Consider the following 16,826-nt stretch of genomic DNA (forward strand, 5'->3'; position numbering starts at 1 on the left):
CCGGTTCGGCATGAGTTGGAAATTTGGCGCACCCGACACGATTCGAACGTGTGACCTTTGCCTTCGGAGGGCAGTCGCTAAGCGACTGACTTAAATAGCAATTTGAGGTGGTTGCGGGTCCCCGATTTGAACGAACTCGCCGACCATTTGATGGCGGCGGATGCGCAGGAGCGGCCCTTTCTGACGGACGATCGAGATCCGACGTTCCGAGTTAGTTAGGGTGCCGGTCGAAAATAAACAGCGCCTCCAAAATAGTGGTTTTAGCGATGTAGCGGATCGCCGCTGAGCCGCCCCACAATCTCAGGGCCAAGCTCCAACGTGGAGGCGCAGGGTTACGGATCGATATGCCACTAATCCACTGGACTGCACCCCTGTCACCGAATGCGCGATGCGCGTCCGAAGCTGCCAGCGTGTTTGTACTCAAGACAGATCGATTCCCGCTGAGTGGCGCCCGCGACGTGAACACATACGCATTCTTTGCGGAGCTATTTTCCCAACTGACAAGAGCGGGTGGGCACGCGGGAATCATCGTGCGGACTGGTATCGCAACCGATAGTTCAACAAGCGTATTTTTCCGTGATCTTGTCGCCAATCGAAAGCTCTTCAGTCTCCATGATTTTCAAACCGGTTTCGGTTATTTTGACAACATCGGTTCACGCACGATTCAAATTTTGTTTTTTGACCTTGAGACAGGCAAATATCCGCCCGCATGGTCGTTACCACGGTGCGCGGCGATGAACATGGCGACGGCCGACCGGCAATAGGATTCGATTTCGTTGTCGTCCTCTGCTCTCGCCTGATCGAAGCGTGCGATCATCAGGAGATCGGATCCTTTGAAAAGCGCGGCAAACAAGCGGGCGGACCGGAGCGGATCGGGCACGTTCAGAATCGCCTTCGCGTGCAACTGACGCAACAGGGCCTCGATTTCGGCGATGACATGGGCGGGGCCGGCTTCGAAATGGAGCTTGCTCAACGCGTTTTGACTCGTCTTGTCGGCCATGACCATGGCTTCGAGACTGCGGACGTCTGATTTCAACAGGGTGCGAAGCAGTGATGATCCCACCGCCATGAGCTGATCTTCGACCGAACCGTCGACGCTTTCAAGAAGGGCCTGTGGTGCAAACAACTGTTGGCAGCCGGCCGCCATGGCAGCGCCGAACAGTGCCTCCTTGTTCTCGAAGTGCCTGTAGATGCTGAGCTTGGATATCTTCGCTCGCTGGGCGACCTTGTCCAATGTCGTCGCTTGAAAACCCAATTCCACAAAGAGCTCGCGCGCGGCGTCGATGATCGTTTGGCCAAGCGCCTCGTTGGCGGGCCGGCCGCGCCGTCCCTGGCTGTTTTCAGTCACGATAATTCCAGTACTTGACAGTATCCTAACTCTTGCATTACGGTACCATACAGTATCTGAAATGTGCAAGCGAATGGGTAGGTTTCAACTTGTCCTCCAAATCAAGTTTCGCCGGCCGCCCGGCGATATCGAATGCGGCATTGTCCGGCCGATCAACACAGTGATGGGCGCTTTTCTCGCAGATGCCGACCCTGCTCGCTGCTCGTCTTGACAACACGGAGCCCATCACCATGGATGACGTCATCATCATCGGCGGCAGCTTTGCCGGTCTCGCCGGCGCCCTGCAGCTCGGCCGTGCCCGCCGCAAGGTCACCGTTCTCGATACCGGCCTGCCGCGCAACCGCTTCGCTGGCCACTCGCATGGCCTGCTCGGCCACGATCACAAGCCGCCGCTGGACATCTTGGCCGAGGCGCGACGGCAACTGGCGCGTTATCCCGCGATCAAGCTGGTCAGTGCCCGTGCCGACAGCGTCTCCGGCGCCATCGACAATTTCTCTGTCCTTACTGGCGATGGTGAAAGCCTTGCGGCGCGTCGTCTGATCCTGAGCTATGGCGTCGCCGACCAGATGCCTGATGTTCCGGGCTACGCCGAAAGCTGGGGGACGTCCATCGTGCCCTGCCCCTATTGCGACGGCTTTGAAGTCGCCGGCCAGCATTGGGGCCTCGTCTGGTCCGGCCCGCAGTCGCACAATCAGGCCAGGCTGTTCCTCGATTGGACCGACAAGTTGACGCTCTTCGCCGATGATCACGACATTCCGCCCGATATCCGGGCCGATTTGGCGCGCCGAAGTATACCTGTCGTCGACGGCCGGATCACCGGGATCGCCCATCACGGGGGCCATAACGCCACCGTCAAGCTCGATACCGGCCCCAATGTCGCGGTCGACATCCTGTTCGTGCATCCGCGCAACAAGCCGTCCGCAAGCCTGCATGAATCACTGGGCCTCGCCACGGTGGACACGCCCGGCGGCATCGCCCTGAAGGTCGACGAGCGCCGCCAAACCAGCATGCCCGGTATCTACGCCGCCGGCGACCTCACCACGGTCTTCTTGCCCTCGGTCACCCAGGCATCATCGCAGGGCGCGATGGCGGGTATCTTCGCCCAGCAGTCGATGCTGAGTTGAGTGCACAGATTCCCTTCTCCAGTTGCCGCGCGCGCGGTTGTCCTTCGAAGCCGATGCCAAAGCATGATCCGGAAAAGTGCGTAGCGGTTTTCCGAAAGGATCATGCTCAAACAACAACCTAAAGCGCGATGGCGATTCATCCTCATCGCATCGCGCTTCAGGCGGCACCGATCTCGACGCATGAGACGATCACACGCAGGTCTGGCGCCTCATCGCTGGTGGAGGCGGGTTCGCTGGAGACGATGCGCTTTGGCATCGGATAGCTTCGTTAAGAACGAACCAGAACAAGGATATGTCATGGCAGAGCACAATGCCGATCAGGTCACCAACTGGAAGGGCCAAAGCGGGGAGCGCTGGGTCGTCCACCAGGCCCGGCTCGACGCCAGGCTGGCGGTGTTCGGCCAGGCCGCGATCGAAGCCGCCGCGCCCGCGACGGGCGAGCGCGTTCTGGACGTCGGCTGCGGCGCGGGCGCGTCGAGTCTTGCTCTAGCCGCCCGCGTCGGCGCGGGGGGCCAAGTGCTGGGCGTGGACATATCCGAACCGCTGATCGGTCGCGCGCGCGCGCGTGCGCCACAGGATACGCAGGTCCTGTTCCGGGTGGCCGACGCCAGCAGCGCCGAGCTGCCCGAGGGCGCGTTCGACATCCTGTTCTCGCGTTTCGGAGTGATGTTCTTCGACGACCCGACAGGGGCTTTCGCACATATGCGCCGCGCGCTCCAACCGGGCGGCCGGGTCGCTTTCGTCTGTTGGCGCGGCATGGCCGAGAACGATTGGATGCGGCTGCCGATGGACGCGATCAAGGGCATCGTCCCGCCGACGGCGCCGCCCGATCCCGAAGCGCCCGGTCCATTCTCGTTCGGCGACCCGGGGCGGGTGGCTCGGATCCTGACGGCGGCCGGCTTCACTGATATCGCTATCGCGCCCTTCGATGCTTCCGTCCCGCTTGGCGAGGGCGCGACGCGGGACGCGGCGATCGACGACGCGGTGAAGATGACGTTGGAGGTCGGCCCGCTGTCGCGCGTGCTCGCAGATCAGCCCGACGACATCCGCGCCCGCGCCTCGGCCGCGGTTCATGCCGCCTTCGCGGACTGCCCCGGCGAGCGGTCGGTGATGATCGACGGCGCGACATGGATCGTCACGGCGCGCAATCCCGCGCAAGCTGATAGCGATTAGCAGGGGGAGACGCCCCTCGCTGGCCTTGATGGCCGCTGCGCTGGCCGGGTGCAAGGAGACCGTGGCGCAAAAAGCCGAACCGCCGCGGCCGGTTGTGGTTGCGACCGCGCATTTTGACGCCGAGACCCCGGAGCGCAGCACAGCTGCTTAATGAGTACACAACCTAGATCGAAACCTGAATTGAGCGTCGGTATCGGTGGTTGCGCCTCCCCGATTTGAACCTACCATTTCGGCGGGTTCTGGGCTCAAGCTGACCATCGTAGAAAAAGTCGCAGATTTGGATGGTGTGGGGAAAAGCGGTAGCGCTCTCCTGGCTCGAGCCCAGACAGCCTCGCGAGGCAAACGCACTGCTAGCGCAAGGGGGCTACCGGCGAAATAGGACGAATAAATTCGGTCGTGACCGCAGGATGATTCTTGCGCGCGTTTTCCCATCGGCCCCACGTTTCGGTCAATCGGCTTGCAAATTGACCCCTGAGCGGCGTCCAATCCCGCTGATAGGCTCGCGCGAGCAGCATGCGGCTGTGGCAGAGCCGGACATGGGCGACCTTCACGATCACCGTGGTGCCGCTCAACAGGACCACCTCGTGGCTCCAGTCGAATCGATAGGCTTCGCCGGATGCAAAGCTCAGCGGGACGTAAGCCCTCGCCGTCGATTGCCCGCGCTCCTTGCTCCACTGCCTGGCGTAGCGCCGCATGGCATCGTAACCGCCATCGAAGCCACGGCCGCGCAACTCTTCGAAGATACGGATCAACGTCAGCTGTTCGCGAGCCGATTTGGTCGCGTTCGCCGCCAGCAACCCATCGAGCTCCGGTGCCCACCGTCCCAGCTTTGGCCGCGGTTGGACCTTGCCGCTCGTACTCGAAGGAGGTCTCTCCCGACCTCAGCGCCTCCGGACCGTGTTCCGCGACACCTTCAAGTCACGGGCGATCTCCTTGATCGTCTTACCCTTGATGAAGTGCTCGCGCCGTATCCGCGCAATCGTCTCCACGACCAGCATCCCCCACCACTCGCTTCATTCCAAAGCAGGCAGCGCAACAGACCAACCTGTAGGAGGTCAATTTTGGACGCCGATCCCCCAGCTTAGGGGACAATATTGCAGGCCGAATAACATTCGCGATCTTGCTGCTGTCCCAAGCTCTCGTACCTCAAGCCGCTGCGGCGGCTTCACACGCGCTGGATCTCGGTGATGGGTGAGCGGCACGTCGCGCGGAAGTACTCGGCTAACCCTGTCTGAAGGCCGAAAGCCCTTTGAGCGCCAGTGAATAGCTTTCCGGCCCCATACGCTTGATCAGCCTCTCTTCGTGAGCGGTGATAATTGCGTTCGCCTCATTTAAAAGGGTATCGCCCACTTGTGTCAGATGGAGCTCATGCGAACGCCGGTCGGCTACCGAGCGTTTCCGCACCAGCAAATCCATTCCTTGCAGCTCGTCCAGAAGGGCAACCAGACGCGCGCGCTCGATACCGAGCGCACCGGATAGCTGAATCTGACTGATGCCCGCGTTGACCGAGATCAGCTCAAGTATCGAGTATCTGACGGCGTCGAGCCGCAATCTCTCCAGAATCAAGTTGGCGTCGCGAAAAATCCAGTATTGCGCGCGCCTGACGAAATATCCGAGATGATTGTTCAGCTCTCCGTATTTGACTGAATGGTCATCGTCCGCGCCCTCGGCGGCCTCGGTTGGTTGCTGTCGCGGCACTGATTAATCTCTCATTTTGATCAAACTACCCGTATCGCCTGCTCATCGTTGCGGCAAGCTGCGTTGATGTGCAGGTCCGCTGCGATCGTACTAATGTTGCCCAAAAACACCAATTCAAGTCATTATATTAGTTTCATTATAAAATGATTGTTGTTATGACCTATTTCTGACTAGTATCTCGACGTGACGTTAGATCACGCAATTTAGGGGGAAGCGATGAAGGGAAGTCTCCGCACGTCCTTGCGATGCTTGCTGTCGAGCGCCGCGCTATTGACCGTCTTTACGCACGCCGAAACGGCTCGCGCACAGACGCAATTCACGAGCATGACCGTATTCGGTGAAAGCTATGCCGATCGTGGGAACGTCCTTTGCTTCCTTGCTAACGGCTTTGCGAATTGCCCGTATCCCAGCCACAATCCGTATCCGTCCAACCCTGCGACCGACGCGACCCAAATCGTCCCGTTTTCGCTGAAACTCCAGCAGCTTTACAACCTGCCGAATGCCGCTGCCTTTGATTATGCGATCGCCGGTTCGACCGCCTATTCCGGACCGAATGGCTTGAGTGAGGCAGCTCAGGTCGACGCCTTTATCAACTCCGGCAGACATTTTGGGCCGAGCGATCTCGTTGCCGTTCAGTTCATCGGCAACGATGGTATAAACTCGGCTTTCGTTCAAAATCTAACCCACGTCCCCACGGCGTTCGACACCGGCAATCCCGTCGTAGACGCTCAGAACGAAGCCGCGCGCGATGCCGCGAATCTTCAGAGGCTGGTCAATGCCGGGTTGAAGACGATCGCTTGGCTGGCGCCCGGCGACGTCGCCCTCAAACCCATCGGCCAAGGTCCGAGCATCTTTGGAACGCCGGCATTTCAATCCAGTTTCCATGCCTATTACAACGCGGCGTTCGATGCGCTGCAAAACGACTTGCGGCCGTTCGCGCTGTCCGGCACGCGCATCTTCTTGTTCGATCTGCGGGTGTTTGAACAGCGATTGAATGCAAACCCGCAGCAATACGGCTTTCCGACGATGGCGAGCGCATTTCGTCCGGATGGGCTTCACTACAACGAGGTCGGCTTCGGATTGATCGCGCGATACATGCAGAACCAAATCGATGCGCCGACCATCGTCGCCCAGCAGGGCAGCCTCGTGCTTGCGACCGCAGGCAATTTTGCGGAGGCGGCATTCGGCCGTCTCGATGCTTACCGCAACATCAGCGCCTACGGCTCCGGAAGTGCTTACAACGCCTACGCCGCCGATGTGAGAATGCCGACCAAGGCCTTGCCTGCAGTGTTTCCCGCCGAGCAGCGCTGGTCGGCCTACGGCGAGGTGAACTACGCGGGCGGTAATCTTGACGGCCAGCTCTTCGGCACCGCCGCGAACTACAACAGCTTCGGCGGCACCGTCGGGATAGAATATCTAATGCGACCGGACTGGAAGCTGGGCGGGGTCTTCAGCTACATGCAACCGAACGTCAATTTCGCCACCCAGAACGCGCATCTGAAGATGGATGCGCTGCAGTTCGGTGGATACAGCTCCTACACGGCCCGCAACTGGTTTGCCGATGCGCTGGTGGCCTATAGTCGGCAGATCATCCATACCGACCGCGCCGGCATCATAGATACGATCAACGGCAGCACCAACGCTGATCTGTTCACGATCGCTGCCAAGGCCGGCTATCTGTTCGACGTCGCGCCACTGCGCGTCGGGCCGATTGGTGGCCTCAGCTATACCCACGCGTCGATCGGAGGCTACACGGAAACCGGCGACGTTCTGCTGACCCAGATCGTCAATGCCCAGAATATCGACAGCTTGACGGGAAGCGCGGGCATTCAGCTGCGCATGCCGTTCACGATGACGGGCGCCCTCTACAGCCCGTACGTCAACGTCACCGCCGAACACGACTTCCTCGGTGACGGCCGGATAATCACCACGGCTCAATCGACCACACTGCTGCTGCCAGTGATGACGCCCGTCAACGCCACCAATCAAACATACGGCAAGGTGGTGACGGGTATTGCCGGCCGCCTGTGGGGCAATGTCAGCGGCCAGATCAATGCATACTCCACCTTTGCCCGCAACGACGGCAATTTCTACGGCGTCAACGGCGGCATCAAGGTGGCATTCTAAACTCTCCCTCACTCCCGGCTCGTGACCAACTCGCGAGCCGGTCCCCAAGCTAAACCGACCTTGTAGATAGTGGAGGACGGATGCTTGCGTATCTCGGAGCCTAAGATGCTGGTGATCGACAATCTCTCGGTATCTTACAAGGGGATCCTCGCGCTTCGCGGCGTCTTGAGATGCAGCGGGCGTTCGGATAAGCCAATTACTCGCGGCGAGAACCCTAGGTGCTCTCCCGCTGAAATGAAAAGCAGCTTTTATATCAACGGGGATTGACTGACACTCTCTCCGCCACACTGCTTCTCCACCGTACCCAGCCGTTCGAAGTGACCGCAAAGCATGAATATAACGCGGCAACAGCTGTCGCGGTTAGTTCCGTGATGTCACCCGCAGCCACCGCGGAAACCGTAGCTTGGAACGTAGTGTCGGAGGACGGATTTCGCGTTCAAGAACATGCCGCAGAAAGCTTGAGCCGCTCGACGTCGGACTCGAAAGGGGGAAAACCGTTGGTTAGATCGCAACCCGAACCGAATGTCGGTATCGGTGGTTGCGTCTCCTTGATGCACACGGGGTGAACCGCTGATTCAAATCTCTGCGCCGTCGGGGACACGGGGGCGTGAACTGCCGCCGCGTGCCCGGATGAGCGGGAGTCGCTCAATCAGCGCCCTTCGTAAATCGGCGGTCTTTTCTGCGCTTCGGCATCCCGGCCCTCCTGAAAATCACGGGTCTTGAGCAGCGCGAGATATTGTTCGCCGAGCTTGGCCATGGCCGCACTCTCCGATTCTTCGAGTGCCATGCGGGAGCTGGCTAGAGAGGCTTTGGTGCCGAGCGGAGCGGACGCAGCGATCTTGTTCGCAATTTCGATTGCCTCCCTGAGAGCCGCCTCGCGGTTTGGGGCCACAACTTGAACGGTTCCCATTCGGAAGGCTTCTTTCGCTCCCCAATGGTCGCCCGTCAGAATGTATCGCATGGCGTTTCCCCAACCGGCTTCTCTGGGAAAGCGGATCGTGGCGCCGCCTCCAGGAAACCGACCATGCGTATTTTCGTCCTGGCCGAACTCCGTGTCTTCCGAAGCGACGCGTATGTCCGCAGCAAGGAAGAGCTCATGGGCCAAGTTCCAGGTGTCGCCATGGACCGCAATGACCAGTGGCTTCGTGAGCCTTGGCTTGCTCCGACCCGTCGGGTCGATGAAGCCCGGTCCATCCAGAAGTTTCCTTCCTGACTGCGCGAACGATTTGGTGGCATCGACATCGATGCCTCGGGAGAAGCGATCGCCGTGGCCGAACAGCACGGCGGCACGAAGCGAGGGGTCCTGATCATAGTTGTAGTATGCTCTCGCTAGTCCTTCCAGCGCCTCCGGGTCGATGCGGTTGTCGATATAGGGCCGGTTGATGCCGATCAATACGACCTGTCCCTGACGTTCGACCGTGATCTTCGTCTGAGGGCTGTATGGAATTTCGGCCATACGAGCCGTCCCATCATTTTGTGCTGACGTGGACGGCGCGCCTGCGGTCTGTTGCGCGTGCAAGGGCGACAGCCCAAGCAGGACGACCGCAAGCGAGACCGTCACTCTGTTGAAACGAAACATCTTGATCTCTCCCCGAGAAGCGAGGGTATGTGCTGGAATTGGGATGAGTGGCCAAAAGCTCTGATGAACCTGGCTGCACGGACCGATATCGATGCCTGCCTCGATCGCTCAATAGACACTCATCTCATGATCGGTGAGCGCAATCAGGCGAGTGTGAACGATAGCGTTCCCAGCCCCTGGATCGTGCTTTCGATCTTGTCGCCAGCCTTCAACCAGACCTGCTTCTCCTTGGGATATCCGACGATTACGCCGGACGGCGTTCCCGTGAAGATGATGTCCCCTGGTTCGAGCGCGAATAGCCGGGAGGCGTAGGCGATGATTTTCTGAGGATTGAAGATCAGTTTCGTCGTGTTCGACGATTGCCGCACTTCTCCGTTCACGCGAGTTTCGAGGTCAAGATTGTTGGGATCGATCTGATCGGCGGATACGAAATATGGACCGATGGGGGCGAAATCATCGAGCGTCTTGCCGACCATCCACTGGCCGCCGGGGACCTCGAGCTGCAGGTCTCGCGAGGTAAAATCGTTGCCGACGGCGTAACCGGCAACGTATGACAGAGCATCCTCAGCGCGGACATTGCTCGCCTTGCGGCCCATTACGACAACCAGTTCGGTCTCATAGTCGAACTTGTAGCAGACGTCGCGGGGCGGAAGCTGGACAGTCGCCATGTGCGGTGCAAGGGAGTTGTTGTACTTGTTGAAGAGGATAGGGAGAGGAGGCAGTTTCTGGCCCGTTTCCTCGACGTGCTCTCGGTAGTTGAGGCCGAGACAGACGATCTTTCCGGGCTTGGTGAACAGACGCCCGAACTTGATCTTCGATTCGTCAAGGAATGCGGCTTTCGCGTCGGGCGCCTTGAGAGCAGCCTCTACCAGAGTTTTTACCGCCGTATTGCCGCCGTTGATCAGAAGCTCCTCAAGAGTGAGCGGTGCCGATAATCCGAGAAGTTTGCTCGCGGCGGACACGTCGAGTACGCCGGCGGTCGTCTTCACTCCCATGGTTTCGTGCCCGTCCTCCTGGCGGATCGACAAGACAGTAAGCTTGCGAGGTAGTTCGTCGCTCCCGTTGCTCCGCGACGTCGTTTCCCCCGCGGCCTGCGCACTGATCTTGGTGGTGGCAAGAGCGGCCGCGGCAAGGCCGGCCTTCATCAGCTTCCGACGTGAGTGCATGATAATCTCCCTGGATGTATTGTTGGTGAGGCGACTGAAGTTGTTTTCGTTCTGGCGCTCAGCGTTTGTCATTAGAACAATAGGACGGACGTATCGCGAGCGCGCCGGCTAATTCGGCTAGGCGTTATTCATCGGAGAATGGTTCCGCTCAAAGCGCTTTACGCCGGCCGAACGTTATGCCGCGGGTGGAGATAACGGCAGGACATCCGCCGGCATCGCCAAGTCAGGAACGCGCGCCCAGAGGCAATCCATCTTCAGCGATGCAATCCGGGCTCAGGTCCGCAATCGAAGGGCAACCAATTTGTGCCATGGTGTTGTCGATCTCTGCGAACATCATTTTGAGCACTTCCGTGACGCCCATTTCGCCTCGAGCCGCCAACCCGTAAAGTGTCGCGCGACCAAGTTGAACCGCGTTTGCTCCAAGAGCAAGCGCCTTCACGATGTCCGCGCCGCGGCGGAAGCCGCTGTCGATGAGGATCGGTTGCGTGATCTTGCTTCGTGTTTCAGCCAGGACCTGAAGCGGAGAGATCGCGTCTCCCAGCTGCCGACCGCCGTGATTTGACAGGATTACGCCGTCTGCGCCCTCAGCGATGCATCGCACGGCATCGTCCGGCCGCAATACTCCCTTGACCAATAGCTGATGAGGCCAGATGGAGCGCAGCCACTTCAGATCTTGCCAGCTAAAGGTCGTGTCGAGGCCCCGTCTCATTTGCCCAGCCTGACTTGCCGTGTCCGAAGCGTCTTTTCTGGTAAAGTTTGCCACCTTTGGCATGCCGTGCCTGGCAAAGTCGAGTGCCCAGCTTGGATGCGTCAAGCCATCGACGAGCAAGCTCGATGAGTAGTTCAACGGCAACTTGAAGCCATTGCGATTGTCGCGCTCTCTTAGGCCGTCAACTCCGAGGTCGGTCGTGAGAATGAGCTTGGAGTACCCTGCTGCCTTGGCCCGCTCGACCAATTGTTGCGACAACGTCTTGTTCAACACATAAAGCTGGAACCACTTGTCGCCACCGGCATTTTGCGCCACGTCCTCAATGGACGCTGTTGAAGCGGTCGACAGGGCAAAGGGAATGTTGGCCTTCTCAGCGGCTCGCGCCAATGCGATGTCCCCATTGGGCCAGAATGCGCCATTCAGGCCGGTCGGGGCAATCACGATCGGTGCAGCATACTTCTGTCCAAACAAAACAGTCGAAATGTCTCGTTTGCTGATATCGAGCAGCCGTTTGGGACGGAAAACAAGGCGTTCGAATATTTCCCTGTTGTGCGACAGGGACCATTCGCCCCCAGCACCACCCTCGAGGTAATCAAAAACGATTTTCGGCAAACGCGTCCGCGCCAGCTCGCGATAGTCGAACACGTTTACAGGAATGTCGCCATAGTCGAAAAACGTCGCTTCACCCAGCGAGCTGGCAAATGCCCCTCCCACCGCCGCACCGCCGATGCCAAAAAGCACATTCCGACGAGAAATCATGTTCAATCCTGCACAGCCGCAATCAATTCAATTCTCGCGTTCCTGCCGAGCACGGGTTCACATCGGGAAGCAGCGCATGAAGGTTGCAAACAGTTTTTCGTCGCTCAGGCTCACCAGCTTGGAGGCGATCGCTTCGGCCAGGTTGAGGTCGCGGTTGACCACGCCTAACCATGCCTCGGAATCCGCCGTGACCTTCAATCTCGCTTCACCGACATGGCGGTCGGGAACGACCTCCAGCTTCCGGTCCTTGATCACGACCGTCACATCGAGCGTCGTCGTTCCCGTGAAGCTTAGATGTGTCACAATGTCCAACCCTTTGGCCCTGCCGCGCTGGAAACCAAGCGACAGGGAGAAGAGATAGCCCTGAATGTTGACACTATGGCGGCCCGAGGTGACATACTGGACCTTCTTGTGAGGGAAGCGCCGTGTGACCGTGTCCTCAGCATCGGTGTCCCGGATCACGTAGACGAACTCGTCTTTATCAATCAGCGGCTTGACCACCTCCGCAAAGTGGGCGTCGCGGTTCTCCAGGAAGGGGCCGATGACATCTTCGCCGGCCGGACAGGCCGCGATGCAATAGGCGGCCTTGTAGCCCGGTTTGAACGAGAGCGACTGCCAGATGTTCAGTGTCTCGGTGCGGGGCACGCGTGAGCGATAGTCCTTGGCATCTTTCGAATCGGCGACGGTCTCGACCCACTGTGCAAAGTTGCCGAGAAAGTCGTGATAATTGTGGGTCTGGCAGGACAGGAAATCGAAAGCGCCGTCCGGTTTGATCGCCCCGACCGGGCAGGCGGCGACGCACAATTTGCATTCCAGGCAGGGATTGTAGTCGATCGGTTGATCATAGGCGTCGACCTCCCGTCCAAGCAGAATCGTGCCGAGCACCATGAAGCTTCCGAACTTTGGATGGATGATGCTGCGATGGATTCCCATGCGACCGAGCCCGGCCTCCACGGCGATCGGCTTGTGTTGGACCATCATGACCCGAGGCAGATCCATCTCCATCGGAAAGGCGGCCACCGAATTGCAGGCCGGGATACCGTGCTCCTCGAGCGCGCGGACGATCGCACGCGCAGTTTCGTTCCCATGATCATAGGTGCCGTGGAATTCCTCGTTGGCGACCGACCGGGCAGGGGAACGGACCGGTTCACGATTCATGCTGCAAGCGATCGCGAGCAAGGACCGCGTGCGGCCGTAGACCTTCCGGATGACTCTTACCTGAGGTGCGATCGCGGCACGATCGATCTCAATGATCCCTGCATCATCGGCTCCGCAGTCGCGCGCGATCTGCTTGATCAGATTCGCAGAAACGGGGATGTGGGCAGCTTCCTGACGGCCGCGAGAGCGGACGCTCTTCACCGTGGGGTGATCTTCAATGCTCAAGGCGATCCCCTATGTCGGTGGATTGGCTCGTCATCGCTTCCTTCCAGGCCTTGAAGCGCTCGGCAAGTCTTGTCGCCCGCAAGTCTCGAGTCATCAAAGGACGGAAAGTCCCCGCGGCTCCAGTAAGGCCGGCATGAGAATAGGATGAGCTTGTCACGATGCGCTGTGGTCAAAACTGGCTAGGCGTTATTCAACGGAGAATGGGCTTTGGTCCGGCGCAAGTGCGCAGGTAGCGATGATCACCACTTCTCGACCCAGGGTCTGAGAACCACTTCGAAAGCCCAGGTCGACCGATGTTGGCGATGCAGGTGCAGATAGGTTTCAGCGATACGATCGGGGTCGGCCATGTTGTCATCGACCGTCGTTCCGGCCAGGCGGTGGGCGCGCGTCCCGTCGTTCTGGGTCCAGCCGATCGCGGCGTCGATAGGCACATTGGCGACATGGATACCCTGCGGCATCAGCTCTCTCGCCATGCTCTGCGCGAGCCCCGACTTGGCATGACATGCCATCGCAAAAGCGCCGCTCGATGGGAAGCCTTTGAGCGCTGCGCTGGCGTTCGTGAAGATGATCGTCCCTCTTTTCCCGTCGGCGTCCGGCTTGTTTTCAAGCATGAGTTTGGCGGCCTGTTGTCCTACCAGGAACGCGCTGAATGCCGCGTTGCGAAGCGTTTCAAACGCCATTGTTGGGTCCGCTTCGATGATGCTCTTGCGGAAAATGCCCGGAACTCTTCCATCGATGTTGTGAACGACGAGCCGCGGCGTCCCGAGGTCTTGCACGAGAGTCCTGAACAAGTGTTCCACCGCCGCGGGTTCGCTGGCATCGCAAGCGTATCGCCGCACTCCATGCATGTTTTCGAGAGCCTCGAGGACCGCCTTGTCGGGATTCCTGGCTGCCACGGCTACATGCATGCCGTTGCTCGCGAACAGTCTCGCGCAACTTGAGCTGATGCCCGGGCCGCCGCCGACAATGAGGGCAACATCCTGGACGGTGGGTTGAGTGGAGTTCGTCATGTCATTTTACTCGCATGGGTTTTGGAATATCTCTGCCGTAGTTCGTCGCGGCATCTCGGCACCGGGACAGCAGTCAGCAGAGGGCGGCTGGCTTTAAGTCGGCCTTATCGGGCTTTCGTTCAAGAGTTCGCAAGATCGCCGCGACGCCCTGCAACCCGTTTACGGCGCCTGCCAGGCATCCGCGAGCTTAGGTGACCGTTTACGGGACTTGCGCTCAGAAGGTCATCTCGTGCTCGCGGGTTCGAGCCGATCGGTGGCGTATCCTTGGAGGTCCGCTGGCAGGTTGTCGGGCGAGTCTTCGCCGATCTCTCGGTCGAGCGTTTTGACCATCAGCCCGAAGCCGCCGCAGCCGAGCACGAGACCGACAACCGCCGCGAAAAGCAGCGGCACGACGAAGCTGCCCGTCAACGAAATCAGAGAACCCGTTACGAGGGGCGCGAGAGCACCTCCGATATTCCCGCCGAAGTTTTGGATCGAAACGCAGGACGAAACCAGATGAGGGGGTGCAACGTCGATAGGCATAGCATTGGCGGACGAGGTCGTTAGACTGATCGACGACAACGCCAGCGTAAAGGATAGGACCGCGATCCATGCCTCCGGCGCGAACGCCGCCGCGACCGTAAAGATCGTGGCGCCTAGCAGACCACCCACCGCGAACGATTTGCGAACGGCCGAAACCGAGTAACCCTTGGCGATACATCGATCCGCGGCCCACCCTCCCAGCAGCGTGAATCCGATGCCGAAGATGAAGGGCGTCATGGAAAGAAGCCCCGTCTTCAAGATGGGAACGTCGTAGCGGAGCGTCAGATACCCCGGAAGCCAGGAAGCGAAGACGTAGTAGACGTAGAGATATCCGGCTTGCCCAAGCACCATCCCCCAAACGGACGGTACCTTGAGCAGCGTCGACCATCTGACGCGCGAGGCTTGTTGCGCGGTCTCGCCGTGCCCGGGCACGTTCTGTGGCTTCCGGTAGATCAACAACCAGGCCAGGACCCAAATGGCTCCGAGAAGGCCGGTGGTGTAGAACACGGCAGGACGTCCGAACTCGCTCAAAATGTACGCCGAAAGAGGGATTCCGGCCGCCAGCCCGATTTTCGTTCCGGAGAACTGGCAGCTCACCGCAAAGCCCCGTTCCGCTTTGTCGAAGGTTTGTTTGATGATCTGCGAGCCGGATGGGATGTTTGGAGCTTCGCCGATTCCAACCAGTGCGCGCAGAAACGCCAGCGGAAGGAACGACGAAGTCAGCGCGCACAGCGCGGTAAAGGTAGACCAGGCTCCTACCGCTGCCGGAAAGACGATGCGAGCGCCGAGGCGATCGGTGAGCGGTCCAGCGACGATAATGGCCGCGACATATGAAAAATTCAGAATGGACATCAAGAGGCCGGCAAGACTGGCGGAATACGTGCCGTCCTTGATCAATCCCGGTAGGACGACGGAAAGATTGACGCGATCGATGAAGCTCAGGCTTTGAGAGGCCGCCAGTAGCAGCAGCAACCCGATCTTGTATCGGCTCAATGTCCTCAAGTGTCCCTCCGGTGCCGCGTGTCTTGTCTTTGCTGGACGCGAGCCGACGGCTAAGCTGCGGACGGGAATTATAGGCAGCGGGTGCCGAACGCTGCCAATAGTGAGGCGGTGCCAAATAAATAAGCCCGGCTTATGATGAGCCGTGGCGCGGTATGCGCGCACCGGTCCCCCATCGCACAATTTGGCGCACCGGTTCTCCATTTGGATACTCGATGATCATGGATCTGAGACGGCTTAAATCGATGACTGTATTGGCAGAGGAGCTGCATTTCGGGCGTGCTGCCGAACGCCTGGGAATTGCTCAGCCGGCGCTGACGCAACAAATCCAGTCATTGGAACGCGACATCGGCGTGCAGCTCTTTTTGCGCACCAAGAGATCCGTAAAGCTCACGATTTCCGGACAGGTCATGCTGTCCGAAGCCGTCAGAACGCTGCAACAGGCTGAGCGCACCATTCTCGTCGCCAAACAGGCGGGGCGGGGCCAACTTGGTCACATCGAAATCGGGTTCGTCGGCTCCGCGGTCTTCTCCGGTGTCTTGGCGACTGCCATAGCCCGCTATCGGGAGGCCAACCCGCTGGTGGAATTCCGCCTGAACGAACAAGGAATCCTCCCGCAACTCAACGATATCGCAAGCGGCCGATTGGACGTGGGAATCATAAGATTGCCTGCCACATCGGCGGTCGCCGAGCTGGCGATTAGCGCCATCTATCAGGATCCCATCATTCTCGCGATCCCAGGCCGGCATGCCCTCGCGAAGCTCAAGTCGGTGCCCGTCCATCGGTTGAAGCGCGAGCAGTTCGTCGCAGTGCAGATCCAGGAAGGGGTCGGGTTCAACGCACAAGTCGCGATCCTCTGCGCCAAGGCTGGCCTGAGCCCTCAGATCACCCAACGGGCCGGCCAGTTCACGGCACTCGTAGGCATGGTTGCAGGCGGACTGGGGCTGGCTTTCGTGCCGAGCTCGGTCCGAAATCTGAAGATACCCGACGTCGTATACCGGCCTCTGGCGAACGTCAGCCAAGAGTCGAATTTGGCGATGGTCTACAGAAAATCGGAGCGCGCCACCGCGATCCTCTCCTTCATCAAGGAGCTGAAGCAGGTTGGACGTCTGGCTGCTCGAACCGATGGCAGTTCGAAGCAGATCGGCTGATAAAGAGCGCTTATCAATACAGTGAAATAATGTATTGGAGGTCGGCGAGAGCGCCTGCCTAGTATTCCTGCGAAGTCC

The 16,826-nt window shown here is 59.4% G+C and carries 13 protein-coding genes and 2 pseudogenes; 6 read left to right on the forward strand and 9 right to left on the reverse strand.

The genetic code is table 11. The features are described 5' to 3' along the window. Window positions 1-664: 664 nt before the first annotated feature. Window positions 665-1,348, reverse strand: coding sequence for a TetR/AcrR family transcriptional regulator (locus ACVI1L_RS18375; RefSeq protein WP_456783429.1), 684 nt, complete (start codon window positions 1,346-1,348; stop codon window positions 665-667). 230 nt (window positions 1,349-1,578) lie between these two features. On the opposite strand from ACVI1L_RS18375, the gene ACVI1L_RS18380 reads away from it, so the two are divergent. The 3 genes and pseudogenes from ACVI1L_RS18380 to ACVI1L_RS18390 all read left to right on the forward strand — a co-directional run. Beyond that, window positions 1,579-2,472, forward strand: coding sequence for an NAD(P)/FAD-dependent oxidoreductase (locus ACVI1L_RS18380; RefSeq protein WP_456783430.1), 894 nt, complete (start codon window positions 1,579-1,581; stop codon window positions 2,470-2,472). A 297-nt stretch (window positions 2,473-2,769) separates the two neighbouring features. Continuing rightward, window positions 2,770-3,645, forward strand: coding sequence for a class I SAM-dependent methyltransferase (locus ACVI1L_RS18385; RefSeq protein WP_456783431.1), 876 nt, complete (start codon window positions 2,770-2,772; stop codon window positions 3,643-3,645). Between the two features lie 28 nt (window positions 3,646-3,673). Beyond that, window positions 3,674-3,784, forward strand: a pseudogene (locus ACVI1L_RS18390) (efflux RND transporter periplasmic adaptor subunit); the annotation flags it as partial. Between the two features lie 346 nt (window positions 3,785-4,130). On the opposite strand, the pseudogene ACVI1L_RS18395 reads toward ACVI1L_RS18390, so the two are convergent. Both ACVI1L_RS18395 and ACVI1L_RS18400 read right to left on the reverse strand, forming a co-directional pair. Then, window positions 4,131-4,643 (reverse strand): annotated as a pseudogene (locus ACVI1L_RS18395) (IS21 family transposase); the annotation flags it as partial. A gap of 223 nt (window positions 4,644-4,866) precedes the next feature. Next, complete coding sequence (locus ACVI1L_RS18400) at window positions 4,867-5,343, reverse strand: MarR family winged helix-turn-helix transcriptional regulator (protein WP_456783432.1); 477 nt, start codon at window positions 5,341-5,343, stop codon at window positions 4,867-4,869. A 216-nt stretch (window positions 5,344-5,559) separates the two neighbouring features. Between ACVI1L_RS18400 and ACVI1L_RS18405 the strand changes: the two genes are divergently transcribed. Both ACVI1L_RS18405 and ACVI1L_RS18410 read left to right on the forward strand, forming a co-directional pair. After that, on the forward strand, window positions 5,560-7,470 hold the full coding sequence (locus ACVI1L_RS18405; RefSeq protein ID WP_456783433.1) for an autotransporter domain-containing protein: 1,911 nt from the start codon (window positions 5,560-5,562) through the stop codon (window positions 7,468-7,470). A gap of 105 nt (window positions 7,471-7,575) precedes the next feature. Further along, on the forward strand, window positions 7,576-7,737 hold the full coding sequence (locus ACVI1L_RS18410; protein WP_456783434.1) for a hypothetical protein: 162 nt from the start codon (window positions 7,576-7,578) through the stop codon (window positions 7,735-7,737). 382 nt (window positions 7,738-8,119) lie between these two features. Here ACVI1L_RS18410 and ACVI1L_RS18415 read toward each other — a convergent pair whose 3' ends face one another. The 6 genes from ACVI1L_RS18415 to ACVI1L_RS18440 all read right to left on the reverse strand — a co-directional run bounded on the left by ACVI1L_RS18415 (window position 8,120) and on the right by ACVI1L_RS18440 (window position 15,600). Continuing rightward, complete coding sequence (locus ACVI1L_RS18415; protein WP_456783435.1) at window positions 8,120-9,049, reverse strand: crotonase/enoyl-CoA hydratase family protein; 930 nt, start codon at window positions 9,047-9,049, stop codon at window positions 8,120-8,122. A 143-nt stretch (window positions 9,050-9,192) separates the two neighbouring features. After that, window positions 9,193-10,215, reverse strand: coding sequence for a fumarylacetoacetate hydrolase family protein (locus ACVI1L_RS18420; protein ID WP_456783436.1), 1,023 nt, complete (start codon window positions 10,213-10,215; stop codon window positions 9,193-9,195). A 223-nt stretch (window positions 10,216-10,438) separates the two neighbouring features. Further along, on the reverse strand, window positions 10,439-11,683 hold the full coding sequence (locus ACVI1L_RS18425; RefSeq protein ID WP_456783437.1) for an alpha-hydroxy-acid oxidizing protein: 1,245 nt from the start codon (window positions 11,681-11,683) through the stop codon (window positions 10,439-10,441). A gap of 57 nt (window positions 11,684-11,740) precedes the next feature. Continuing rightward, complete coding sequence (locus tag ACVI1L_RS18430) at window positions 11,741-13,066, reverse strand: 4Fe-4S binding protein (protein WP_456783438.1); 1,326 nt, start codon at window positions 13,064-13,066, stop codon at window positions 11,741-11,743. Window positions 13,067-13,305: 239 nt separating this feature from the next. Then, the gene (locus ACVI1L_RS18435; protein WP_456783439.1) at window positions 13,306-14,076 is read right to left on the reverse strand and encodes an SDR family oxidoreductase; all 771 of its coding nucleotides are present in this window, start codon (window positions 14,074-14,076) and stop codon (window positions 13,306-13,308) included. Between the two features lie 222 nt (window positions 14,077-14,298). Next, a complete protein-coding gene (locus tag ACVI1L_RS18440; RefSeq protein ID WP_456783440.1) occupies window positions 14,299-15,600 on the reverse strand; it encodes an MFS transporter in 1,302 nt (433 codons plus the stop codon). Between the two features lie 212 nt (window positions 15,601-15,812). Here ACVI1L_RS18440 and ACVI1L_RS18445 point away from each other — a divergent pair, with 212 nt between their 5' ends. Beyond that, window positions 15,813-16,748, forward strand: coding sequence for a LysR substrate-binding domain-containing protein (locus ACVI1L_RS18445; protein ID WP_456783441.1), 936 nt, complete (start codon window positions 15,813-15,815; stop codon window positions 16,746-16,748). Window positions 16,749-16,826 lie beyond the last annotated feature (78 nt).

The organism is Bradyrhizobium sp. USDA 4516 (assembly GCF_054055915.1).